This is a genomic window from Paenisporosarcina sp. HGH0030, from assembly GCF_000411295.1.
GTDB lineage: Bacteria > Bacillota > Bacilli > Bacillales_A > Planococcaceae > Paenisporosarcina.
Map to the genome: position 1 here is coordinate 410,761 of NZ_KE150422.1, position 23,868 is coordinate 434,628.

The following is a 23,868-nucleotide window of genomic DNA, read 5'->3' on the forward strand; positions in this document are numbered from 1 at the left end:
ATTTCATTGAGTGGGTTAATTATTCGCTGCACTAACTCTTGCTTTATTTGAGAGAATGGAACTTTTCCCCTTTTAATCGGAAGCCTACTATGGTTAAGGAAAATTCAATATTAAAAAGCCTAATTTCTCAATTTAACGCTGAGAAATTAGGCTTATTTTTCATTGCTCCATTACAGTGCCATATTATTGAATAACATTATGATACGCTTCTTCGTGGCACATCTATATGAATTTTTTCTATTTTCGAATCGCTGCTTTTTCTCTAAAATCAATGATTAGATCCAACTTAATCATAAAGTAAACACCTAGAATTCCATTTAAGCCATATGTCTCTTTTGTAATTTCTACTTGTACTTTAAATGAATCTGCAAGGTTAGGGAATTACATTGATTTTATACTTTAAGGCGATAAATATTACTTGTATTCGGCAATACCTATTTATACTTCCCTAGTTTCTTCCCTTAGCCATACTCTCTCTTCTTCATTTAAATAAGGAGCTAGCTTTGTGTATACCTCTTGATGATAATTATTTAACCATTGCTTTTCACTCTCTGTTAACATATCTATATTGATACCGGATAAATCAATTGGGCAATACGTGATTGTTTCAAACTTCATAAATTGACCAAACTCTGTTTTCTCGTCTTCAACTACTAACATCATATTTTCAATTCTAATTCCATATTTACCTTCGAGGTAAATTCCGGGTTCATTCGTAATAATCATGCCTTTTTCTAATATAACATTATTATTATCATTCCTTATGCTTTGTGGTCCTTCATGAACATTCAAGAAAAAACCTACCCCATGTCCAGTCCCGCATTTATAGTCCAAACCATACTGCCAAATTGGTTGTCTTGCTAAAACATCTAAGTTAGAGCCTGTTGCTCCGTATAAATATTTTACTGAGCTTAATGCAATAAATCCTTTTAACACCAAAGTAAAATCTCTTTTTTGTTCATCGGTAAGTTTTCCTAAAACAATCGTTCTTGTAATATCTGTTGTTCCATCATAATACTGTCCGCCTGAATCAATTAAAAAAAGACCTTCATTCTTAAGAGTATATTGGGTTTCTTTATTGGCTTTATAATGCATCATCGCAGCATGTTCTTTATAACCCGCTATCGTATCAAAGCTAGGTCCAACAAATCCTTCCTGACCCCTTCTGAAATCTTCTAATCTTTCTTCTGCAGTAATCTCTGTAATTTCTTCTTTATCTACAGAGTTTTTTAGCCATTTTATAAATTTCACCATGGCTAAACCATCTTTTATTTCACACCATTTTAAATTTTTTATCTCAACTTCATTTTTAATAGCTTTTAAATTAGTCGTGATGTTAGGAATTTCAATTTTCTTTGTATTGCTGTTAATGGCATTATATAAACTGATATTTGTTTTATTCGTATCTAAAATAACGGCATCTCCGTCTGAAAGATTTCTCAAGAATGTTTGTATTTCATGATTCGCTTTTAACTCGATTCCTTCAGCCTCCAGTTCTAATTTAACCAAAGCGGGAACCTTGCATGAATCAATAAATAAATAACATTTATGTTCTGCTACGATTACATTAGCTATTACAATTGGATTGTTAGGCACATCGGCTCCTCTTATATTTAAAAGCCATGCAATGTCATCAAGGGAAGTTAAAATATAATAATTTGCTCCTTTATTTTTCATTTCTTCTCTTACTTCACTTAATTTTTCTACTCGTGATTTGCCTGCATATTTAACGTCATGAGTAAACATTGGTCCTTTAGGAATCTCCGGTCTATCTTCCCACAGATCACCAATTAAATCTTGATTCATTTTTAATGCGATTCTCTTTGCTTTTAGATCTTTTTCCATCTTTTTAACCATATTAATTGAAAAAACATTTCCATCAAAGCCCACAATGCCTCCTTCATTAAGAACATCTGTTAGCCATTCTGAATAAAATGGTACCCCTGGATCCATCATTCTAAATAATCTGATTCCTGAGCCCTCAAGCTGCTCTTCAGCTTGAATATAGTATCTACCATCTGTCCATAACCCAGCATCCTCTAATGTAATAACTACAGTACCTGCTGACCCTGTAAATCCCGATATCCATTGTCTACATTTCCAATGTTCTGCTACATATTCACTCTGATGTGCATCAAAACTGGGAATTATATAAGCATCCATTTGATTTTCTTTCATTAGCTGCCTTAACTTTTCGACCCTATCTCTGATATTCATTACTAATACCTCCATTTTCCTTAAGACTAAATTCTTTACTTTCACGGTCATACAGCCATGCGGCTAGTACTATACTAATTATTCCGGCTGTAAGCTTTGATATTATAAATGCTCCTATCATATCTGGTGCTACTCCTGACACAAATCCAAGTTGACCACCAAATACAAATGCTCCACTTACTCCAAAGGCAGTACATACCACTTTTCCTTTAGGATTCATTTCCTTATATGTTCCAAATATCAGCAGATTACTAGCTAAACTTCCTAGAATGCCTGCTACTGACACTGAATTAATTCCAAATTTCTCCCCTATTTTTTCAAAACTATTTTTAAAAATTCGATTAATAAGCGCTAGCATAGGATATGCTCCACCTAAAACAAATGCGATCTTGGCTACTATAACAGTAGATTCAGATAGTGGTGCTAATCCTGATACAAGCCTTACATCAAATATCACTTCTATACCTTGTAAAAGTAACCCAACAGTACTCAAACTCACTATAAGCTTTCCAAATACATTAAAAACTTTTATAAAAACATGAGGAACTTTTAATAATCCTGCCCCTAAAATAATGGCAAAAACAAATATAGGGACCAGATTCAACACTAATATATTGATATTTATTTTTTGCCATAAGCCTGCTGCAAGACATCCTATTGGTATAGTAATAATTCCAACCAACACACCCTTAGAAAAGTATTTTTCGTCCTCTTTAGAAAGCATCCCTAATGCGACAGGTATTGTAAAACTAATTGTGGCTCCTAAAGTAGATGCAATGATAATTCCTGAGAATGCCCCCATTTCCTCTGTCAATGCTAGCTTATTAGCCATTTGATAGCCCCCCATATCTATAGCTAAAAATGCTGCTGGAACTATAGAGGGATCTAGATGAAAAAATCTACAGATTGGAATAATCACAACAGATAAAAAATCTGTAAATATAGGGACTAATGAAATTATTCCTATCATGCCAAGCCCTAAAGCCCCCATGGTCTTTATGCCTTCCTCAAATTTCCCACCCAGTTTCAAATGATTTCCGGTAATATAATCAATAGCTCCGATTACAAAAAAAGAACCAATTAGATATAATATTAATTTATCCATTGTAATTACCACTTTCTATTAACTTTATATAATGTCTTTACTAGTCAGCATCTGTATTATCAAATCCTCTATTGTAGATATAATTAGGCGTATTAACAGCTATAAGCTTGACCATTTTATTAGTATAATTAGCCCAATTGTGGGCAATATTTGAGTCCATATGAACACTGTCACCAGGATATACTTCATGCCTCTCACCATTTATGTAAACTGTTAATATACCCTCTAAAACATAAATGAACTCTTCTCCCTCATGCTTATAGGATAATATTTCTTCATCTTTCTTTTGAGGAAGAATTTCTATAAGCCTTGGAACAAGTTGTTTATTTTCCAAATTTGTACTTAAACTATACTTAATAAAACCACCTTCTACTGAATCCATTATTTTTTGTTCATAACTTCTTAAAACCATATCTTTCCTTTTAATTGGATAATCAAAAAAATGTGTTAAATGTACTTCCAAAATATCAGCTAGTTTTTCAAGTGAATCCACTGCAATGGTAGTAAGCCCCCTCTCTAATTGAGACAGAAATCCAACAGATAGTTCGCTTTTTTCACTTAACTCTTTCAAAGTAATTCCTTTTTCAGTCCTCAATTTCTTTATTTCCATTCCTATATTCATTACTTCACCCCGAATTTCATATTCGTGAATAATATAATACATATCAGAGTAAAATTCAATCTATTGTGAAATAATTTCATAAACATGAAATTTAATTAATTAACGTTATCATATATTCTCGCAAGAACAGTCCGTAGAATAATACAATCTGACACAAAAAAAGACGCTTGATCTATTAGATCAATGCGCCTAGATTGTTAAATAATAAAATACGAAAAAAAGCTATCTTATTGTGCCTTACTCAACTAAAGTACCAATAGCTCGAAGGAGAGTAGAAAACTTTTAGGGTTCTCCATTCAATTAGCCGTTTTTCGGTATCCCAGTTTGCCATACACTCTAATCTATGTAGCCCAGATTTTGTCATATATTATATATAGGGGGTACCGGTCACTCAACAGGTTCAGAATTCGTTATCGATGGTGGATTAACTACACAGTAATAAAAGTACATGAAAAAATCTGTATATGATTTATAAAGGCTGATTTTCTTTTAGTAAAGAAAATCAGCCTTAGTTTTTTATTTAATTTAATTTAATTTAATTTAATTTAATACCGCACTTATTTGTGGTAAGGTTCCCCGTGGTGTATCTAAATGAGGTTTTTATAAACTTGATATCCTAATATCCCAAAATAGCAACATTCTGATTTTGCAAAACAAACCTATTATCCAACCATGCTAAAGTATTCAAAACAAACCCTAAAGAATCAGCATTATATCTCCCAGCAATTTTCTGATAGGCCAATAGCTCATACCGTTTATTTAAATCAAAATCTACAGGATATAAACCACTAAGAGGATTTACAAATCCAGTAATAGGACTCTTCAGTTTGCCATTTTCATCATATATTTCATTTAAATACTCGGTGCCTTTTGTTGAGATGTCTATAATGTACTTTTTATTATTTATCATGCTAACAACTTCCACTTTATAATAATCTTGATAAGTAACCTCATATTGGTACTGCTCATTATATACATTAAAATCAAATAATAATTGTGCTGTATTATCCACAAAGGAATAAATATAATGGTACATAATTCCACCACTACCACCTGTAGCAATACTTATGAAAATATCATCTACTCCATTCCCAGTAAAATCCCCCAAGAATACAGTAGGATTGTAGCCTGCATTTTCACGAAGTGAGACACTTGTTAACTCGCCAGATCTCCCATCTTGAACGAGCAGGGTGATATTTTGAATAAATGGACTATCTGGAGTCATTATGCCGGTTAAATAGACATTATCAGGTACTCTATCCCCAGTTACATCTCCACGAGCAAACGAAACTACATTCGGAGGATTCATGTTCGTCCTAGCGTAATAATTATTCATAACATGCTCCTTTACATAATACCTATAATCATCATTTTCCTACGTTCTAAAAGAATTCTAGCTACTGTTTATTAGTATTTATTAAGTAATATCTTATGCCCCGATATTATTATCGAACAATCAAACCTTCACCTTAAATCCTGCAAACCGAAATTTACTTGTTGTATATGGCCCTACCTCAATGAGCATACCAGCCCAAACCACTCCCTATAAAATTATTGTATGTGTTGAAAAAAAAAGTTAGGCACCATAAATGTATGATACGGTTCCATAACTCATATCTTTTTGATTCGTTACAATTCGATTTCATCCATTAGAAGAAATGACTTCGCCTCTATAATCACTTGGCAATTACTTGGTGTACCATATGCAGATCAATACTTATATGACACCATAAGCGTAAGTAAATCTTTTATAGCTAAAATACACGTGTATGTGAGTACAAGTTGATAGGTAAATGACTAGATGCAGGAGCACCAACTTCACCACTACCATCTTTGGTCCCTCCACACCAAGTAGAAGCATATGCTAAATATATAACAAAAACGGAGCGCCAATTCTTTGGCACTCCGTTTTACATTTTTGCTTTACTGGTTTGTTTACGTCTATGAAGGAATTTACGACCTGTTAGAGAAATCAGTAACAAGACCAGTACTAGTACTAAAATTTGCATATATGATAAATTAAAATATTTAGCACCTGTAACAATTAATAGTGTAGAAAGCGTACCTTTTACAGTGAAAAAAATAATAATCCATAATCCGCTTTTTTTCCAGTTCATTTATATTTTACCCCTTTGATAGTTCTTGAAAGTGATATCTTAATAGAAATCTAATACATTAAGAAATAAAAAAGTAGATTTTTTTTAAAAAACAAAAATCATTTCAATTTAATGTAACGAATTCATGTTAAATGAAATTGATAATCATTGTCAAATTTACTAAGGATTTTTAAATGTCTAATTGTTTTTCCATAAGCCTATATTTCCTTTTACTTGCAAATAAGCACTATAAAAAAACAGAAAACAAATTTCATTCAACTACGTGCCAGCGAAATAATTACCCAGCAAGACTATAGAGAGGTAATACAGCAAAATGAGTCGAGTTTGCAGCAACTTAGTCACACTAAATTGGAATTAGGAAAGAAACTTAATAATTCCTCAAACCATAAGCAAGTGATAATAATTCAGAAACAGCTTGCTCACATTACAAAGTTGGATAGTTTAACACCAGAGTTATTGCACCGCCTAATCGAAAGGTTAGAAATAAAAGCAGACGGAACAGCGAGAATCTTTTATAGATTCTCGTTGCCATCTGCTATTGTTTAACGTAATTTTAGCAACACGCAGCACTCCACATGTGCAGAGTGTATGTGGCAACACAAGGGTGCTGGTGGGTTTATACATTCTTAAGACGTTTTTCTTTTAGAAAACAGACTTTATCAAAACAAAAGCTGCCGGCTGAAAAGGAACTTGAAACTGAATAAAATAAGTACACATGAGTTGATGTGATTCATTTTTTCTCTAACTTTTTGAGGGTTACATCATTTCACTGTCCCCGTCCCATCAACATTCTTTTCCAAAGTTATCAAGCAATGCACGCACTTCATCTGTTGATTTCGTGTTCATCAATTGATTTCTTAATTCACCAGCTCCACGGAATCCTTTGACATAAATTTTGAAAAAACGATGAAGCCCTGTGATTGAACGTGGCAGTGCTTCCGCATATTGATCTTGAAGATCAAGCTGCAGTCTTAAAAGATCAAGGTATTCTTTACTGCTATGCTCTTTTGGCTCTTTTTCAAAAGCAAAAGGATTTTTAAAAATACCTCGCCCGATCATAACGCCATCAATACCATATTGTTCAGCAAGCTGCAGCCCAGTTTGACGGTCAGGAATGTCTCCATTGATTGTTAGCAGCGTATTTGGTGCGATACTGTCACGTAATTTTTTGATTTCCGGAATTAGCTCCCAATGCGCATCTACTTGGCTCATTTCCTTTCTTGTACGTAAATGAATAGAAAGGTTCGCAATATCCTGTTTTAAAATGTGCGTTAGCCACTCCTCCCACTCATTTACATCCTCATAGCCAAGTCGTGTTTTCACGCTGACAGGCAGTCCGCCCGCTTTTGCTGCTTGAATAAGTTCTGCCGCAACGTCTGGACGCAGAATAAGGCCACTACCCTTCCCTCTCGATGCCACATTAGGTACAGGGCAGCCCATATTAATATCGATGCCTTTAAATCCTAGCTCTGCCATGCCAATACTCATTTGACGGAAATATTCGGGATTATCCCCCCAAATATGTGCCACCAATGGCTGTTCATCTTCTGTAAAAGTCAAACGGCCACGCACACTTTTCATGCCCTCTGGATGACAATAGCTATCCGAGTTTGTAAACTCTGTGAAAAATACATCCGGTCTACCTGCTTTACTTACTACGTGACGAAAAACAACATCTGTCACATCTTCCATTGGTGCAAGTACAAAAAATGGTCGTGGTAAATCACGCCAAAAATTTTCTGTCATATTTAAATTCAAATCCTCTCATTATGGGTACATAGTCAAACGCTCGGTCAAAAAATATAAAGCGAAATGAAAAAAGGAACGTATTCCTCGATGGGAAATACGTTCTTTTATATATTATACTAACTCCAACCAAGCCACCGCTTCACAATGTGTCGTCTGCGGGAACATATCGACTGGTTGCACTTCTTGCGTAACATACCCACCATCTTCTAATATGCGTAAATCTCTTGCCAAGGTACCTGGATTACATGATACATAAACTACACGCTTCGGCTTTTGTTCCAAAATCGTCTGCAATAATGCTTCGTCGCATCCTTTACGTGGAGGATCGACTACTAGTACATCGGCAGTTTTTCCTTCTTTATACCATTTCGGGATGACGACTTCTGCTGGGCCAGCTTCGAAGTAAGTGTTTGTGAAGCCATTGATTTCAGCGTTTCGTTTGGCATCTTCGATGGCTTGTGGAACGATTTCCACACCTAGTACTTGTTTCGCTTTTTTAGCGAGGAACAAAGAAATGGTGCCGATTCCGCAGTAGGCATCAATGACGGTTTCTCCACCTGTTAGTTGAGCGTAGTCCAGTGCTTGTTGGTACAACACTTCGGTTTGTTCTGGATTCACTTGATAGAACGAACGCGCTGAAATTTCAAAACGCACGTCACCGATCAAATCTTCAATGGCGTCTTTGCCCCAAAGTGTGATGGTCTTGTCGCCGAAGATAACGTTGGTTTTTTCTTCGTTTACGTTTTGAACGATGGAAGTGACTTGTGGCAAGATACGTTGGATAACGGCCACTGCTTCGTCTTTTTCCTTGAATTTCTTTTTCTTCGTAATGAGCACGACCATGATTTCACCAGTTGCGCGGCCTTTGCGCACAACAACATGACGTAGCATCCCTTGGTGAGATTTTTCTTCATACGGCATTATGCCGAGGTTGCCGAGTTCTTTCTTCAATTCACGTAGAATGTCGTCCGCATCTTCGGTCTCGATGATACAGATATCCGTGTCGACAATTTCATGTGAACGGGTTTTATAGAACCCACCGACCACTCGTCCATCTTGCAATCCGAATGGAATTTGAGATTTGTTGCGGTAACGCCAAGGGTTGTCCATTCCTTTTACAGGAAGGACAGGCACGTCTGGCAGTTTCCCGATTCTAGTCATCGCATTTTTAACCATTTGCTGTTTCCACAGAAGCTGTCCTTCGTAGGATAGATGCTGAACTTGGCAGCCTCCACATTCATCAAATACATGGCAAGGTGGTGCAACACGGTGTTCAGATGGTTTGATAACTTCAATCAATTTGGCAAAGCCATACGATTTCAAGGTTTTCAGGACATGGACTTCTGCCATTTCTCCAGGCAGTGCGCCCACGATAAATAACGGGTAGCCATTTACTTTGGCGACTCCCGCTCCGTCATGCGTCAGATCTTCTATATGAACCGTGATTCGGTCGTTTTTTTGTACTGGTAAAGACATTCAACTTCCTCCATTTCAATTGCTTTTATTGTAGCATGAAGGCATGAAAAAAGCAGAATGGCTTATACCATTTATCTATTCACCTTAACATGTCATTAACGATGATCATTTCAGCGTCTACAACTTAATATAAGCGCTGCTGACAAGGTGGAAATGGATTTATGTCTTGGATCGTTTGATATTCATAATGCTTAATCGCAAACTGGGTGTGATATAAGTACTCCATGATGTAAAGTTGATCGCCATCAGCATTGCATAATATACCGGAAGTTCCTTGACCATTTGTAAATGAAACACCTATCGGCTGACCAATTAAGTGCCAGATTTTCTGTTGCCAATTCATAAAAAATCACTCCTTTTAGTTACCATATGGAGCTTGGCAAAATATGTGCAGTCAATCTGGGTCGGTGTTAAATTTACTCTGGACCTATGAAAATTTATAGGTTAATAGTAAACTACGCTTAACAGACTAGAAGTTTTGTTGTATAGACTATGTAAAAATAAAATGGGGGCATCGAAATAATAATGAGGAAGTTCCCCAAAATTCTCCTAAAAGTGGTTTCAACCATCCTGATCTGTTTTGTGGTGCTTAAGTTAAATTCGTTTCATGACAAAAAATTGGCGGATGATCGGATTGGCAAGGTAATTGAATTACAAGGGGCAAATCTGGAGGAAGCAAGAATCGAAAGAGATTTCTATGACTACTTCGAATCCGGATATGTAAAAGATATATATTTCAACGACGATCCAGATATAGAATACAGGTACGTTTACGAAAAGTCTCGGGATATGGTATATGTGTCGGCTTTTGTTGGAAATGCTTCTATCGACCTGACAAACAAGGTTGCTAAATATGAAGAATTCATGGACGTGTATTTCAATTCGGGTGGTAATATTGAAAGAGTTGAAAAAAGATAGTCGTGTTTTCATTTTTATGCTTACAAAAAAAAAATTCACTCTCAAGGGGCGATTACATTGGAACAGGCAAAACAAAAGATTCATTCATTTTTAATGTTTGAAGGGGCTGCGGAAGAAGCAATCAATACCTATACGTCACTATTTGATCAGTCCGAAATCATTAATATTAATCGTTACGAAGCGAACCAAGGCGGCAAAGAAGGTTCAGTTATGCACGCTATATTCTCTATTAAAGGACAAGAGTTCATGGCTAGTGACAGTTATGTTCAGCATGCTTTTACATTCACCCCGTCGATTTCATTGTTTGTGACATGTGACTCCGAAGAAGAAATTGATCAGGCTTTCGAGAAATTGTCTCAAGGCGGAGAAGTATTGATGCCACTGGGTGCCTATCCATTCAGTCCAAAGTTTGGATGGATTAACGATCGATTCGGTGTTTCTTGGCAATTGAGTCTTCCCATCTATTAATCATTGAAGGGGGCTTCCTTATTGGAAGCCCCCTTCTCTTTAACCATCACATTGGTTAGGTCGCTCTTGTTCAATCAAATCAATAATCTTTATTGTTTTTTTATCTCTTTGAATGGTTATTTCGCAAGATTGCATTTTTTAATAATCTCACTATAAAAAGTGAGAATGAAATTACTCCTATTAAGCTTAAAGTTATTAAAAAAACAGTAAGAATAACATTCATTTTTAAACCCCCAAGAATTTTCTATTCTAATGCCAATTTAACGGCTTCCAGGGCATGTATCACAGTTGTATCAAATAAAGGAACTTCAGCGTCTTCAGGTCTTATTAATAATCCAATTTCTGTACACCCCAAGATAATTCCTTCTGCTCCATCATCTATTAAACTTTTGATTACTTTTTGATAGTACTCCCTTGAAGATTGCTGGATATTTCCTAAGCACAACTCTTCAAAAATCACCCTGTTAATAACTTCACGGTCCTCTTGATTAGGCACCAAAACCTTAATCCCATTAGACTCGATGCGTGATTTATAAAAGTCTTGTTCCATTGTATATTTAGTGCCTAGTAACCCTATCGTACGTACATCAGACTTAAGGATTTGATTCGCTGTGGCATCCGCAATATGTAGGATAGGGATGCTAATTTTTTCTTCAATATATGCAATCACTTTGTGCATAGTATTGGTACAAATGATAATAAAATCTGCCCCCGCTTTTTCTAAAGACAGTGCAACATCTCCTAATACATGTCCGGCTTTCTCCCACTCATCTTCTGCTTGATAACGCTGAATCTCAGCGAAGTCCACGCTATACATAATGCATTTAGCCGAATGTAATCCACCTAATTGCTTTTTTACTTCCTGGTTGATTAGCTGGTAATACTTAGCTGAGGATTCCCAGCTCATACCACCTATTAGACCAATAGTTTTCATAAATAATCTCCTATCATCAGTTTATGTCAGTGCACGATTGCTGCTCTCAAATTGCTGATGCCATTTTCTAAATACCCTTTTAGGCAGGTCAGCATATAAACCCAGCCTTCTTTGTTATTTAATAACTGACTAATTAATTCCTCGTCATTTTCATTCCAGCCTTTTTCGTTCACTTCTATAATTGTCTTCGTATCATCTAGTTCGTTGAACATAATCGTCACAGTATGTTCTTCTCCTGATGGACCCCATTTGAAGACAATTTTTTTATTTTCCTGAATTTCCACTACGGTTACTTCCACTTCTGCATTGTATTCTTCATATCTCCAGGTAAAGGTCTTGCCTTGTTCCAATTTTCCAGAACCAGCTGAAAACCAAAAATTAGCCATTTGCTCTGGTTCAATGAACGCATTGAATACCTCATGTGCGGGTTTCATTATTTTTAATTTTGTATGTACTTGAATATCCATATATTTTTTAATCCCCTTTGTATTGTTTTTATTTTTATCCATACCTATATATTCAATATTAGTCGTTCAACACCTTTAAAAAATCTATATTCAGATCAAAATGCTCTCCGTATGTCTATGTCTTGTTTAAGGTTTTAACTAAAAGCGGTTAGAATGAAAGTAAGGCGGAATCATCTCGCTTTATTATTGGAGGTTTTAATATGAAAGCACTTATATATAACACATTTGGCGGACCCGAAGTATTGGAATACCATGACATGCCCAACCCAGTTATCGATCCAAATGAAATTTTGATCCGCATGAAAGCGATTGGCTTGAACTTTGCCGACGTCTATAGGAGAAAAGGGAACTACCACCTTGAGGGGGAACCTCCTTATATTCTGGGGTATGAAGGAGCAGGCATTGTGGAACAAGTAGGAGCAGATATTCAAGGTATTCAAAAAGGGGACCGAATTGCATTTGCGGATGTCCCGTTTGCCAACGCCGAACTGGTGGCTGTTCCAATGGATAAAGCCATCCCCCTACCGGAGTCCATTTCATTTGAAGAAGCTTCTTCCGTCTTGTTGCAAGGGTTGACAGCCCATTACTTGACGAAGGACAGTTACTCAGTGAATAAGAATGATGTAGTACTTGTACACGCGGCTGCTGGCGGTGTCGGGCAGCTTCTAATTCAGATTGCCAAGTTGCTTGGTGGAAAAGTGATTGGTTTGACATCTTCAGAGAAAAAAGCAAAAGCAGCTAAAGACGCCGGAGCGGATGTAGTGTTTCTTTACAAGGATGACTGGAAGTCGGCAGTTCTTAATGAAACACATGGCAAAGGTGTAGATGTTGTGTATGAGTCCGTGGGTTCTACATTGATGGACAGTTTTGCGGCAACTCGAGTCGGTGGTACGGTTGTCTTCTATGGAATGGCTGGTGGTGACCCGGTTTCTGTCGACCCACGCATGTTGATGGATACATCTAAAACGCTGACAGGCGGAGACTTATGGAATGTCTTGACCTCTAGAGAAGAACGAGTGGCTCGTTCAGGTGAGTTGTTCCGATGGATGGAAGAAGGAAAAGTGAAATTAGCGAAGCCGACCACGTTTGCATTGCATGAGGGACAGGAAGCCCATCGCTACTTGGAAAGCCGTCAAAGCACAGGGAAAATTTTATTAATTCCTTCGAACGGAGAGTCAAAATGATTATCTTTCAAAAAGACAGTTTGACTGTTTTTCAGAGCGCGCTATGGAAAACGACAAGCTCAGTAGTTGAGACAGATGACTTGATCTTGGTTGTCGATCCCAATTGGCTCCCCCTTGAAATTCAGGAAATACAGGAATTTGTGGCAAACATACGCAACGGCAAAGACTTGTATCTGTTATTCACACATGGTGATTTTGATCACATTATCGGGTATCACGCATTCCCCGATGCCAAAGTAATCGGTAGTAAGGGCATGCAGGAACATCCGAGAAAACAATACAAGCTCGATTTAATTCAGCATTTTGATAATGAATATTATGTTGAGAGAACTTATCCTATAGAGTTCCCAACAATTGATTTGGTCATTGAAAAGGATGGACAACAACTCGTCCTAGGCGATACAACGATGACCTTTTATTTATCCCCCGGACACACGCATGATGGATTATTTACTGTCATCGAGCCCCTGGGCATCTGGATAACTGGAGACTATCTCTCCGATTTTGAACTTCCCTATTTATTCGATAGTGCAAATGCATACCTAGAAACACTTCATAAAGCGCAGGCAATTTTGGATTCTCATAATATTAAGGTACTAGTTCCAGGGCATGGACAAGCTACAGACAATGAAAACGAGATAAAACGAAGAATTGAGCTGGCACATGATTATCTTGAGAGATTGATTGATGCCGTGAAAAGAGAAGATGCGGAAGCCATTCTGAGCTTGGAAAAAGAGATGCCTTTCCCATCGAATTTCACGAAAGAATGCCATCAGAAAAACGTAGAAATTATCCGTGAAGAAAATACTTAATCCCATTAGAAAACCGCTTGGTTCATTACAACCCAAGCGGTTTCTTTATTTCGATTATGCAACAGTTCGTCTACATTACTTTAATTTGTTAGCGTCTTGTTGTTTCATGGATTGAATCGTTCCTAATACAATTCCCATTACCTGTCCTTTAAGAGCATCCGGCACAGATTCATTGGTAGGATTGCGATAGATAAAGTGATTCGGTTCTCCGTTATATGAAAATCCGAGCTGTGTTAGGTCGTTCTTCAAAGAATCTGGTATTTGATTCGAACCTGTAGATTCTTCAAAATACTCTGTTGGAGCTACATATAGCTCTACATCATCGAGACTGGAAGAGACGATAAGCAGGTTTGTGTCACCAGATAGAACCCATTGTCCTTTAGAACGAATGGATATTCCCGCATGTTCTAACCCAGAGACTCCATCCAGATTCACACCAAAAATCTGATTGATCAATACTCTTATCTCTGCTCCAGTAATAGATTTATTCTGAACTTCAATGTACCGATCCATGACTTCATTTTTAGGCATGTCCATAATTTCAGCATCCAGTTCCGTTGAGACTGCCGTTACATTTAAGGACCTGCGAAGACTTTCCATGACTGAAATGTTGTACATGGACACTTTATTACCGTAGTTTTTTTCTGAAATGTAATTCAAATCTATACCGAAAACGCCCTCTACCACTTCACGTACTTCTGTCCCGTTCACTTCAGCACCAAATGATTTTAAGTAAAGATCCATGACTTCCGTTTTTGGCATTTCATTAATATTTCCCACTGAATTTCCGATTGCTTTCATTACCGCTGCTGTATATTTGTTTTCCATAACATATCCTCCTTCTCATCTTATTTCTCTAAACCCCATGTTATTAAAAATGCGATTCCAATTCTCTTAAGCTTTGCTACTTTCCTTGGAAATAGTGAATATGGTACAAAGAATATGTATCCATTAACTTATATATAATAGAATGTTAATTGTCAAACGTTCAAAAACTAAACCGTATGAACAAAGGAGAAAAACGATGCTTAAAAAACCTCTACGTGACGAATACCCTGCTTATTACGAAAACTATATCGGGCTGGTACCAGATGGTGAACTGACAGATAATCTGAACACACAGATTCAGGACATGATTACACTATTTTCGAGCGTCGATGAAACGCAGGCGAATTATCGCTATGCCGAGAACAAATGGACATTGAAAGAAGTCATTGGTCATATCACGGACACTGAACGGATTATGAGTTACCGACTACTACGAATAGCTAGAGGCGATCAAACGCCATTGTCTGGTTACGATGACGAACAATATGTCCGAGAAGCTTCATTTCATTCCCGCTCCTTATCAAATTTGCTTGAAGAATTGGTGGCAGTCCGATATTCAACTGTCAGTTTAATCAAAGGATTGCATGAAAACACATGGCCGAGAAAAGGTATCGCAAACAACGGAGAAATAACTGTCCGAGCACTGGCCTATATCATTGCAGGTCATGAACTTCACCATGTGAAGATTATCAAGGAAAGTTATCTGAAGCGTTGAACTCATAAAAAAACGCTTGGATCTCATTGATTCAAGCGTTTTGAATTTGTTTATAGTGGAAGATCTTTCTCTTGTGGGTCTTCTACATCCTTTTCTTTCGCCAGGAACCAGCCTGCCGCTGCAATTCCAATCAACACAGTGTAGAAAATCAGCTTCCACTCTGTGGAATGGGCAAATTCATATGAAATAACGCCAACGTCTGGATGTCCCAACGTCAAGACGGCAAGTTTCACACCTACCCAGCCCACAATCGCAAACGCTGCGATTTCTAGTCCCGGTTTTGAATGAAGCAACTTGACGAAGAAGTTGGCTGCAAAACGCATGATGATTAAGCCAATGAGACCTCCAGTGAAAATGACAAGGAACTTACCGCCGTCCATACCGCCGATTGGAGGAAGATTGGTGTTCGGAAGTGTCATAGCTAGAGCTACCGCCGCCAAAATTGAATCTACCGCAAATGCGATGTCCGCCAATTCCACTTTGAATACCGTACCCCAGAAACCTGCTTTTTTCTTTTCCTTTTCTTCCTTTTGTACGCCATTGTTATTAAAGTAAAGTTTTCGTGCGATATGGTTAATGGCGATGAATAACAGGTACAGTGCTCCGATTGCCTGCACTTGCCATACGTCCACTAGGAACGAAATGATGAATAATGAACCGAAGCGGAAAACGAACGCTCCAACGAGTCCGTAAAACAAAGCCTTTCTTCTCTCGGCTTCCGGCAAATGTTTGACCATGATTGCTAGAACTAGCGCGTTATCTGCAGCAAGCAATCCTTCGAGTCCAATCAGTAGTAACAATACCCATCCATATTCCATCAAGATTGAAATATCCATTACTGATTCCTCCTTTAGAATTCAATTAAATTATCTTCGCAAAATGCGAAAGTTATACAGAGTCATTTACTGCAATTACTTGTATGACATCGTGGTCTAGGCTTTCCACTCCCTGTTTGAAAGCGAGTCGGGACTGGAATCGATAAGATGCACTGATAGCTGGCTGCATCGTTAATGGGAGCCTAAATGTGAAAGGAACCTGATTAGTGGCATCTGATTCAATCAGCTTTGAGGTAAAAATGGTTACGGAATCGATTATTTCTTCTTCGGTTTTGTCCCCTTCGCAGGTCTTCACCAAATCACAATCGATTCGTTTCAATTGTTGTTCAATCGTACCTCCTTTTACCAAGAAATTTCCCTTAACTAGCTCACCCGGCCTGTAAATATCTTTCTCAAGAATCAAATCAATTTTTGCCGACCCTATTCCAACTAACGCCATGTATTTCCTCAGTATCATATAAAATCCTCCTGTAATTTGTATTTAGTTGAGAGGCTCCATTTCGATTGGTCCGTTTCCAAAAATGAAAATAAAAAAACCTTTACCGGAAACGGCAAAGGTTTTTGAAAAAACAAAAGACCTTTACCAATGTTGGTAAAGGTCTTGCTAACAACAAATTCGTTGCCAACAAAGCCGGGAGATTTTGGCCTCCGAAATGACGACTTTGCTGTAAAAGCTACTCCCCTTTAGGAGTTACGATTCAACTAATTACTATTAATATATTCTATTTAAGGGTAAATTGTCAAATACTTTAATTTTTCATAGACAATTCGTCACTTAAAGACTTGTCTATTAACGAAAATCAAATAAACAGATTTCAACTATTTAACCAGAATAAAAAAACGCTTGGATATTCAATCATATCCAAGCGTTTTCATTTATCTATTCTTTTTTTCGTAATGGTCCGTCTTTTGGGGCGAACCAAAATGCTGTGATGATGGCACCGATGAGGACGATGAATGGTGCGTAAAAAATCATAAAATCCGTCATATGATTGGCCTCCTTTAGGCGTGATTATCTTTATTCCCACGAACGTAGTCTTTATTGAACAGGAACAACCTCAGCAATAAATACAAGGATGGAAGCAATAATCCAAGTCCCGCAATGAAAGCAACAATCAAGGCGATGGCCATCGCTTCGTTCGTGAAACTATCGTAAATCGTCAAATAAGGATATAACAGGTACGGATAATGTGAAATCCCGTATCCGAAGAATGCCAAGGCAAACTGCCCAGTCAACAAACCGAACGCCAAGCCATAATTTTTACGTTTCAAAATCAGCCATACCGTTCCGACAAACATCAGGAATGAGATACCAAACACCCACCATAAATCAAGAATGCGCGCATAGTGTTCCGGATTATGTCCGCGAAGCTCGAAGATGATTCCGCCTGCTGTGATAATCGTTGGCAATGCCCAAATGAGCGAATACTTACGAAGCAATTCAGTTGCCGATTGGTCACCTGCTTTATTGGCATACCAAGTCAGGAAGACAGCCGAAATATAAAGCAGTGCCGCGATGCTCAGTACAACAATGCTCCAGGTCAACGGACTCGTAAAGAGCTTCCAGTAATCCAGGACGGGATGGTCATTTACCATTGAGATGAATCCGCCTTCGGAAATCGTCAAAACGATCGAAAGTGATGCCGGGATAAACAAACCGGATAACCCGTACATGAAGGTATATCCTTTATGCCCATATGAACCATACATCGCAAATGCGTAATAGGATCCGCGGATTGCAAGCAGGATGATCGCGATGCTTGCAGGAACCAATAGCGTTGTCCCATAGTAGAATGCAGTTTTAGGGAAAAAACCGATAATCCCGACGAAGAAGAAAACGAGAAATACATTTGTTACTTCCCATACTGGTGAGAGGTAGCGCTCAATAATGTTCGTCAGGATATGGTCACGCCTAGTCAGTGTGTTATATGCATTGAAGAAACCTGCACCAAAGTCGATGGATCCGATTATCAAGTAGCCAAACAGGAAAATCCATAAGACAGAAAGTCCGACTATTTCGAGCGTCATACGAAGTCACCGCCTTTTTCTTTGCGTCTATCCTCAATTTCTTGCTCCACTGGATTCTTCTTGAACATGCGTCGGAGAATGACGACACTACCTACTCCAAGAATCAGATATAGACCGGCAAATAGCACCAGCATTAAATCCACTTGGCCACTGGTCGTAGCCGCATCCTCCACTCGCATGATTTTTCGCAAAATCCAAGGCTGACGGCCAACTTCTGCGAGCCACCAACCGAATTCAATTGCCAGCACTGCTAACGGTCCGCTCGCAACAAGCAGCCATCTGAACCATTTCGTCTGTACAATCGACCACTTTCTCCATACCGCGAATACATAGACGGCAGAAAGGAAAGCTAGCCACATGCCGATTGTCACCATCATGTCAAATAAGTAATGAATGTATAGTGGTGGTTCTTCATCATCAGGCACTTGATCAAGCCCCTTAACTTCAGAGAATGGGTCGCCATGGGCAAGAATACTCAGCGCATATGGAATTTTGATGGCATACTTAACTTCCCCATCGTCCAGAACGCCGTACATGACTAACGAAGCATTTTCTTCCGTCTCAAAATGCCATTCCGCAGCAGCGAGTTTTTCAGGCTGGTACTCCGCCAAATATTTCCCGGAGAAGTCCCCGATTATCGCCGTTGCAATAGAGAAGATAAGGCCGAGCTTCATTGTTAAAAACAAGGCTTTTTTATGGTACACATGATTGGAGCCTCTCAATAATCGGTAAGCAGCAATCGAAGCAAGCACAAATGCCGCCGTCATGTAGGCTGTCACAACAACATGCGCCACTTTAGTAGGCATTGCAGGGTTGAACATGGCCAGCAGAGGATTGATGTTAATCAATTCCCCATCTACCAAATCAAATCCTTGAGGCGCATTCATGAATGCATTCACAATCGTAATAAATACCGCTGAAAATGATGCCCCGACTGCAACCGGAATCAGTAATAATAAATGTTTCTTTTGATTTTCAAATCGATCCCATGTATATAAATAAATCCCTAAAAATATGGCTTCAAAGAAAAACGCGAACGTTTCCATGAATAATGGCAAAGCTATCACATTCCCTGCCAGTTCCATAAAGTTCGGCCAGAGTAATGAAAGTTGGAGACCAATGGCCGTCCCTGTAACTACGCCCACTGCAACTGTGATGACGAAACCACGTGCCCACCGTCTTGCGAGAAGAATGTAATGTTCATCATTTTTCTTGATTCCCACCCACTGGGCGATCATAATCATGAGCGGAATACCTACTCCAATGGTGGCATAGATAATATGAAACGATAGCGTGAGTTCAGTTAATACCCTACTAAAAAATACTGCTTCTTCATTCCCCACTTGAAACCCTCCTATAACTTCAGAAAATCCTACCTATTATCGACAACATCATAATGGTTGCCACAATAAACGCAAGCCACATCAACTTTTTCTCTTGTTTTTTATACATGTCGTCACCTTCCTTACTTTCTATCATACCCCAATTAGAGTCATTCAAAATCTCGGGATGTATCGATTTTGTCACGTCCCTGTGAAGGAAATGTGAAAACTATCACATATTGATATTGCGAAAGTTCCGAGTATTTTGTATTCTAAGTAAATCATACTTAATTTTCGAGGTGAATGCGATGAAAACGAAGCGTAAAGTGTTGGCGTACATAACAAAAGGCCAGGCACCCAATTTGGAATTACTTGTTTTCGAGCACAAAGAACATCCGGAAGCAGGCTTACAAGTTCCAGCCGGCACAATCGAAGAAGACGAGCAACTAATTGATGCATTGTACCGGGAAATTAATGAAGAAACAGGTATTACGCGTGACAATCTGTCCTTCATTGGAAAAATCCACAAGTATAACTATTATCCGAATGGAAAAGGCACAGTTCATGAACGTAATTTTTTCCATCTGGGTTATGCAGGTGACCAACAAAATTGGGAGCACCTTGTGGTTTGCGATGGACTAGATAACGGCCTTACATTCCAGTTCCGTTGGGAGCCACTCGGAACGTTGCCAAAACTTGCAGGTGCACAGGATGTTGCAGTTGAGATGCTAAGTCTGAGAAGAAAGAGACATGAGGAATCGACCGATTGAAGTAAAAGGCGAGAAAATCCACAAATCGATGATTGATGGAAAACCGGTAAATGAATACTATCTCTACAAGTTACTATAAAAAGAACAAAGAGCATTTCCTGGACTTCCAGGAAATGCTCTACAAATTAATTATGGACGGTCTTGTTCACGAATGTCATTGATCGGAACAAACACTTCAATATGACGATATAAATTTTCAAATACCGCTGGTGCATTCCCACCGTATTCACCGTCTAAATTTAGTTGGACATGATCGTCTGCTGATACAGTGATATGTTTGGCTTTTTTATATACAACATGAGGATCTTCCAAATGCTCACCACGTATTGCAAGGGTTGCCAATCGAATAAACTCGGCAATGTTACACTTTCTCAAAATGAGTAATGTAAACAGGCCATCATTGACGCTCGAGTCGGGAGCAAGTTTTTCAAATCCACCTACTGAATTTGTCAGGCCCACAAGAAACATCATCGCTTCGTCATCAAACACTTCCCCATCGTATTCTATCCTTACTTGGGAAGCGCGAATAGACGGCAGCATTTCAATTCCTTTTAAATAATATGCGAGTTGACCAAGTACAGTTTTCAACTTACTCGGTACGTCATACGTTAACTCAGTTATTTTCCCGCCGCCCGCGATATTAATAAAATAGCGATCATTGACAACGCCAACATCAACGGGAATTGTATCGTTCGCCAAAATAATGTTCACTGCCTTATCAATATCTCGAGGAATTCGAAGTGCGCGCGCAAAGTCATTAGTCGTTCCCATTGGGATTAGGCCGACTTTCGGGCGCTTTTCAAATTGACTGATTCCGGCCACTACTTCATTTAACGTGCCGTCCCCACCAGCTGCAATCACCAGGTCAAATCCTCGCTCGACTGCATAATTAGCGGCTCCAACAGCGTCACCTTCACACGTCGTTGCGTGACATGACGTTTCGTAACCAGCCTTCTCTAATTTTTCTAAAACCTCAGGCAAGTGTTTTTTGAATAACTCACGGCCAGATGTTGGATTGTAAATAATGCGTGCACGTTTCATACACATTTCCTTCTTCCTGCTTTACATTTTATTCTATTTGCTAGGACTCCTGAGAGATCTGAAAAGTTCCCTGTCAACAGTTCAGCAGGAATAGTCCACGAAAAGAAGCCGGACATATGCCTCGGCTTGATTTCTTTATTATATACGAATGCACCCAGTAGAACAATTATGACTGTTTTTGCAGTGCTCCTGTAAATTCCTTACGGATGTCCTCGTAAACCCACAACCAGTATTCAGGTGTAGATTTGTACTGAGCTGTGATTTTCTCAATAAAATCCTTTTGCATGTCTTTGAACGTTGGGTCATCTGATGCGGGCATTTCTTTACGAAGTTCCATCACATATTCTTGAAGTTTCGGTGCACGAGGACCCCATTTCGCAATGACTTTTCCATCTTGATTCAACAATAAGTAAATTGGGATTGATCGGCCACCGTTTGTTAAATAACGGTCCATTAAGTCCAAAGTTTGATCTCGGTAAACTACTCGGACCTCTATATCTGCCGCTTCAGCAACACGACGCAAAATCGGATTATTCATCATAGCATCCCCGCACCAATCTTCAGTAATACCTAAAATGCGTGGCGATTTATCTTTTAATAAGGAAATGAATTCATCGTCTTGAGGGACTTGGAATTGTTCATAAATATGAAAGCTGTTGTCTTTATGGGTCTCCATTTTCTCCATATATTCATTCAAAGAAATGGCTTCATCAAAGTATTGTTGTTCTGTTTTCATGAGTGTATCTCCTCCTCTCCCTTCAGTTTACGTATTTTCATCTGATCAATCAAATTTTTAGTTGACAGTCTATTTAAAGAAGCATAAAGTTAGTTAATATTTTCATACTCACCAATTAGGAAGTGCGATTATGCGTCCAAGGAATAAGAAAAAATTTTTATTGCCTCCTCCCCTGTTAATTGCGGGAAGTTTCTTGTTTTTAATTCTGCTAGGTACGCTTTGTTTAAAGCTTCCTTTTGCCACGAACACACCTATTTCGTGGACGGATGCTTTGTTTGTTGCGACGTCAGCGACAACCGTAACGGGACTCAGCGTTTTTGACCCTGCCTCCACTTTGACTTGGTTTGGTGAAGGAGTACTTATGTTCCTCATCCAATGCGGGGGAATCGGCTTGATGACATTTGCCGTAGCATTACTCATTGTACTTGGAAAGAAAATCGGCCTTCAAAACCGCATCTATTTGCAAGAGTCCTTCAATCAACAATCTGTCGGGGGTATCGTCAAACTAGTAAAGCTGATTTTGACATTCGTTTTAACGGTTCAGTCCATTGCGATGGTCATCATGACCCTCCATTGGACTCCCAAATTCGGTTTTTCAGAAGCACTTTACTTAAGTGTATTCCATGTTATTTCCGCTTTTAATAATGCTGGGTTCGCATTGTTTCCGGATAACCTGATCGGGTTCTCGGGAGATCCCATCGTGAATTTAGTGTTATCAGCCTTATTTATAATAGGTGGACTTGGTTTTACTGTCATTGTTGATATTCATCAGAAAAAATCTTTCAGAGAATGGTCTCTTCACACAAAAATGATGATTATCGGTACAATCAGCATTAACGTGTTAGCGTCCGTCACGTTTTTCCTGTTAGAATACGGCAACCCTGCCTCTTTAGGTAACATGACTTTTTACGAAAAAATTATGACATCCTATTTCCAAGGCGTTACTCCTCGTACGGCAGGATTCAATACCGTGAATTATGGTGACTTAGAAGATCCTACGATTTTGCTAACCATGATTCTCATGTTTATTGGTGCAGGGAGTGCATCAACGGCATCAGGCATCAAACTAACTACTTTTATGGTTGTTATTCTTGCTACAGTTGCGTTCTTCCGCCAACGCGGCGAACCAGAATTGTTCGGTCGCTCCATACGTATCGATACGGTAATTCGTTCATTGGCAATTACAACAATCAGCACATTGTTCGTGATGGCCTTTATCTTCCTGTTAACCGTATCAGAAAAAATCCCATTTCTTCCTCTCGCATTTGAAGTCGTTTCTGCCTTTGGAACAGTCGGATTGTCGATGGGAATTACTGGGCAACTGAGCGACTTAGGCGAAGTATTATTATGTGTGGTCATGTTTGTTGGTCGAATCGGCTCACTCACATTGTTCTTCTTATTAATGAAGCCGAAAAAAGTCAATTATCGTTATCCGTATGATCAAGTATTTACTGGATGATTATCGAAAGCCTTCCACGAAAACGGAAGGCTTTTACTATCCATTTATGGGTAAACTTAAATCA

At 38.6% G+C, this 23,868-nt stretch carries 24 protein-coding genes; 7 read left to right on the forward strand and 17 right to left on the reverse strand.

What is annotated here, in order from left to right:
* Positions 1-438: 438 nt before the first annotated feature.
* From HMPREF1210_RS14150 to HMPREF1210_RS14185, 8 genes are all read right to left on the reverse strand, one after another.
* Positions 439-2,217, reverse strand: coding sequence for an aminopeptidase P family protein (locus HMPREF1210_RS14150; RefSeq protein WP_016429382.1), 1,779 nt, complete (start codon positions 2,215-2,217; stop codon positions 439-441).
* Positions 2,201-3,322, reverse strand: a complete 1,122-nt coding sequence (eutH, locus tag HMPREF1210_RS14155; protein WP_016429383.1) for an ethanolamine utilization protein EutH — start codon at positions 3,320-3,322, stop codon at positions 2,201-2,203. Before eutH ends, HMPREF1210_RS14150 begins: the two co-directional genes overlap by 17 nt.
* 40 nt (positions 3,323-3,362) lie before the next feature.
* Positions 3,363-3,944 carry a helix-turn-helix domain-containing protein gene (locus HMPREF1210_RS14160; RefSeq protein ID WP_036660154.1) on the reverse strand — a complete coding sequence of 194 codons (582 nt, stop codon included), beginning with the start codon at positions 3,942-3,944 and terminating at the stop codon, positions 3,363-3,365.
* Positions 3,945-4,560: 616 nt separating this feature from the next.
* The gene (locus HMPREF1210_RS14165) at positions 4,561-5,280 is read right to left on the reverse strand and encodes a hypothetical protein (RefSeq protein WP_016429385.1); all 720 of its coding nucleotides are present in this window, start codon (positions 5,278-5,280) and stop codon (positions 4,561-4,563) included.
* Between the two features lie 574 nt (positions 5,281-5,854).
* Positions 5,855-6,061 (reverse strand): hypothetical protein, encoded by a 207-nt coding sequence (locus tag HMPREF1210_RS14170; RefSeq protein ID WP_016429386.1) that lies wholly within the window; start codon positions 6,059-6,061, stop codon positions 5,855-5,857.
* A 783-nt stretch (positions 6,062-6,844) separates the two neighbouring features.
* Complete coding sequence (locus HMPREF1210_RS14175; protein WP_016429387.1) at positions 6,845-7,807, reverse strand: tRNA-dihydrouridine synthase; 963 nt, start codon at positions 7,805-7,807, stop codon at positions 6,845-6,847.
* Positions 7,808-7,921: 114 nt separating this feature from the next.
* Complete coding sequence (rlmD, locus tag HMPREF1210_RS14180; RefSeq protein ID WP_016429388.1) at positions 7,922-9,286, reverse strand: 23S rRNA (uracil(1939)-C(5))-methyltransferase RlmD; 1,365 nt, start codon at positions 9,284-9,286, stop codon at positions 7,922-7,924.
* A 124-nt stretch (positions 9,287-9,410) separates the two neighbouring features.
* A complete protein-coding gene (locus tag HMPREF1210_RS14185) occupies positions 9,411-9,629 on the reverse strand; it encodes a hypothetical protein (protein ID WP_016429389.1) in 219 nt (72 codons plus the stop codon).
* Positions 9,630-9,811: 182 nt separating this feature from the next.
* Here HMPREF1210_RS14185 and HMPREF1210_RS14190 point away from each other — a divergent pair, with 182 nt between their 5' ends.
* Positions 9,812-10,204 (forward strand): DUF3139 domain-containing protein, encoded by a 393-nt coding sequence (locus HMPREF1210_RS14190; RefSeq protein WP_016429390.1) that lies wholly within the window; start codon positions 9,812-9,814, stop codon positions 10,202-10,204.
* A gap of 57 nt (positions 10,205-10,261) precedes the next feature.
* Positions 10,262-10,672 carry a VOC family protein gene (locus HMPREF1210_RS14195; RefSeq protein WP_016429391.1) on the forward strand — a complete coding sequence of 137 codons (411 nt, stop codon included), beginning with the start codon at positions 10,262-10,264 and terminating at the stop codon, positions 10,670-10,672.
* 244 nt (positions 10,673-10,916) lie between these two features.
* Here HMPREF1210_RS14195 and HMPREF1210_RS14200 read toward each other — a convergent pair whose 3' ends face one another.
* Both HMPREF1210_RS14200 and HMPREF1210_RS14205 read right to left on the reverse strand, forming a co-directional pair.
* The gene (locus HMPREF1210_RS14200; protein ID WP_016429392.1) at positions 10,917-11,606 is read right to left on the reverse strand and encodes an aspartate/glutamate racemase family protein; all 690 of its coding nucleotides are present in this window, start codon (positions 11,604-11,606) and stop codon (positions 10,917-10,919) included.
* Positions 11,607-11,632: 26 nt separating this feature from the next.
* Positions 11,633-12,073: an SRPBCC family protein gene (locus tag HMPREF1210_RS14205; RefSeq protein WP_016429393.1), complete on the reverse strand. Its 441-nt coding sequence runs from the start codon at positions 12,071-12,073 to the stop codon at positions 11,633-11,635.
* 200 nt (positions 12,074-12,273) lie between these two features.
* Between HMPREF1210_RS14205 and HMPREF1210_RS14210 the strand changes: the two genes are divergently transcribed.
* Together HMPREF1210_RS14210 and HMPREF1210_RS14215 are read left to right on the forward strand one after the other, a co-directional pair.
* Positions 12,274-13,257: a quinone oxidoreductase gene (locus HMPREF1210_RS14210; RefSeq protein ID WP_016429394.1), complete on the forward strand. Its 984-nt coding sequence runs from the start codon at positions 12,274-12,276 to the stop codon at positions 13,255-13,257.
* Complete coding sequence (locus tag HMPREF1210_RS14215; protein WP_016429395.1) at positions 13,254-14,069, forward strand: MBL fold metallo-hydrolase; 816 nt, start codon at positions 13,254-13,256, stop codon at positions 14,067-14,069. Before HMPREF1210_RS14210 ends, HMPREF1210_RS14215 begins: the two co-directional genes overlap by 4 nt.
* Positions 14,070-14,144: 75 nt before the next feature.
* On the opposite strand, the gene HMPREF1210_RS14220 is transcribed toward HMPREF1210_RS14215, so the two are convergent.
* Complete coding sequence (locus HMPREF1210_RS14220; protein WP_016429396.1) at positions 14,145-14,897, reverse strand: hypothetical protein; 753 nt, start codon at positions 14,895-14,897, stop codon at positions 14,145-14,147.
* 196 nt (positions 14,898-15,093) lie between these two features.
* On the opposite strand from HMPREF1210_RS14220, the gene HMPREF1210_RS14225 reads away from it, so the two are divergent.
* Positions 15,094-15,612 carry a DinB family protein gene (locus HMPREF1210_RS14225; protein WP_016429397.1) on the forward strand — a complete coding sequence of 173 codons (519 nt, stop codon included), beginning with the start codon at positions 15,094-15,096 and terminating at the stop codon, positions 15,610-15,612.
* 50 nt (positions 15,613-15,662) lie between these two features.
* Here HMPREF1210_RS14225 and HMPREF1210_RS14230 read toward each other — a convergent pair whose 3' ends face one another.
* The 4 genes from HMPREF1210_RS14230 to HMPREF1210_RS14245 all read right to left on the reverse strand — a co-directional run bounded on the left by HMPREF1210_RS14230 (position 15,663) and on the right by HMPREF1210_RS14245 (position 19,819).
* On the reverse strand, positions 15,663-16,448 hold the full coding sequence (locus tag HMPREF1210_RS14230) for a TerC family protein (protein ID WP_016429398.1): 786 nt from the start codon (positions 16,446-16,448) through the stop codon (positions 15,663-15,665).
* Between the two features lie 52 nt (positions 16,449-16,500).
* Complete coding sequence (locus HMPREF1210_RS14235; RefSeq protein WP_016429399.1) at positions 16,501-16,905, reverse strand: sporulation protein; 405 nt, start codon at positions 16,903-16,905, stop codon at positions 16,501-16,503.
* Positions 16,906-17,450: 545 nt separating this feature from the next.
* The gene (locus HMPREF1210_RS14240; protein WP_016429401.1) at positions 17,451-18,476 is read right to left on the reverse strand and encodes a cytochrome d ubiquinol oxidase subunit II; all 1,026 of its coding nucleotides are present in this window, start codon (positions 18,474-18,476) and stop codon (positions 17,451-17,453) included.
* Entirely contained in the window at positions 18,473-19,819 is a 1,347-nt protein-coding gene (locus HMPREF1210_RS14245) for a cytochrome ubiquinol oxidase subunit I (protein ID WP_016429402.1), read from the reverse strand. Before HMPREF1210_RS14245 ends, HMPREF1210_RS14240 begins: the two co-directional genes overlap by 4 nt.
* A 287-nt stretch (positions 19,820-20,106) precedes the next feature.
* On the opposite strand from HMPREF1210_RS14245, the gene HMPREF1210_RS14250 reads away from it, so the two are divergent.
* A complete protein-coding gene (locus HMPREF1210_RS14250) occupies positions 20,107-20,568 on the forward strand; it encodes an NUDIX domain-containing protein (protein WP_016429403.1) in 462 nt (153 codons plus the stop codon).
* Between the two features lie 129 nt (positions 20,569-20,697).
* Here HMPREF1210_RS14250 and HMPREF1210_RS14255 read toward each other — a convergent pair whose 3' ends face one another.
* Both HMPREF1210_RS14255 and HMPREF1210_RS14260 read right to left on the reverse strand, forming a co-directional pair.
* The gene (locus HMPREF1210_RS14255) at positions 20,698-21,609 is read right to left on the reverse strand and encodes a diacylglycerol kinase (protein ID WP_036660248.1); all 912 of its coding nucleotides are present in this window, start codon (positions 21,607-21,609) and stop codon (positions 20,698-20,700) included.
* A 166-nt stretch (positions 21,610-21,775) separates the two neighbouring features.
* The gene (locus HMPREF1210_RS14260) at positions 21,776-22,345 is read right to left on the reverse strand and encodes a thioredoxin family protein (protein ID WP_016429405.1); all 570 of its coding nucleotides are present in this window, start codon (positions 22,343-22,345) and stop codon (positions 21,776-21,778) included.
* 130 nt (positions 22,346-22,475) lie between these two features.
* On the opposite strand from HMPREF1210_RS14260, the gene HMPREF1210_RS14265 reads away from it, so the two are divergent.
* A complete protein-coding gene (locus HMPREF1210_RS14265; protein ID WP_016429406.1) occupies positions 22,476-23,804 on the forward strand; it encodes a TrkH family potassium uptake protein in 1,329 nt (442 codons plus the stop codon).
* The last annotated feature ends 64 nt before the right edge of the window (positions 23,805-23,868 follow it).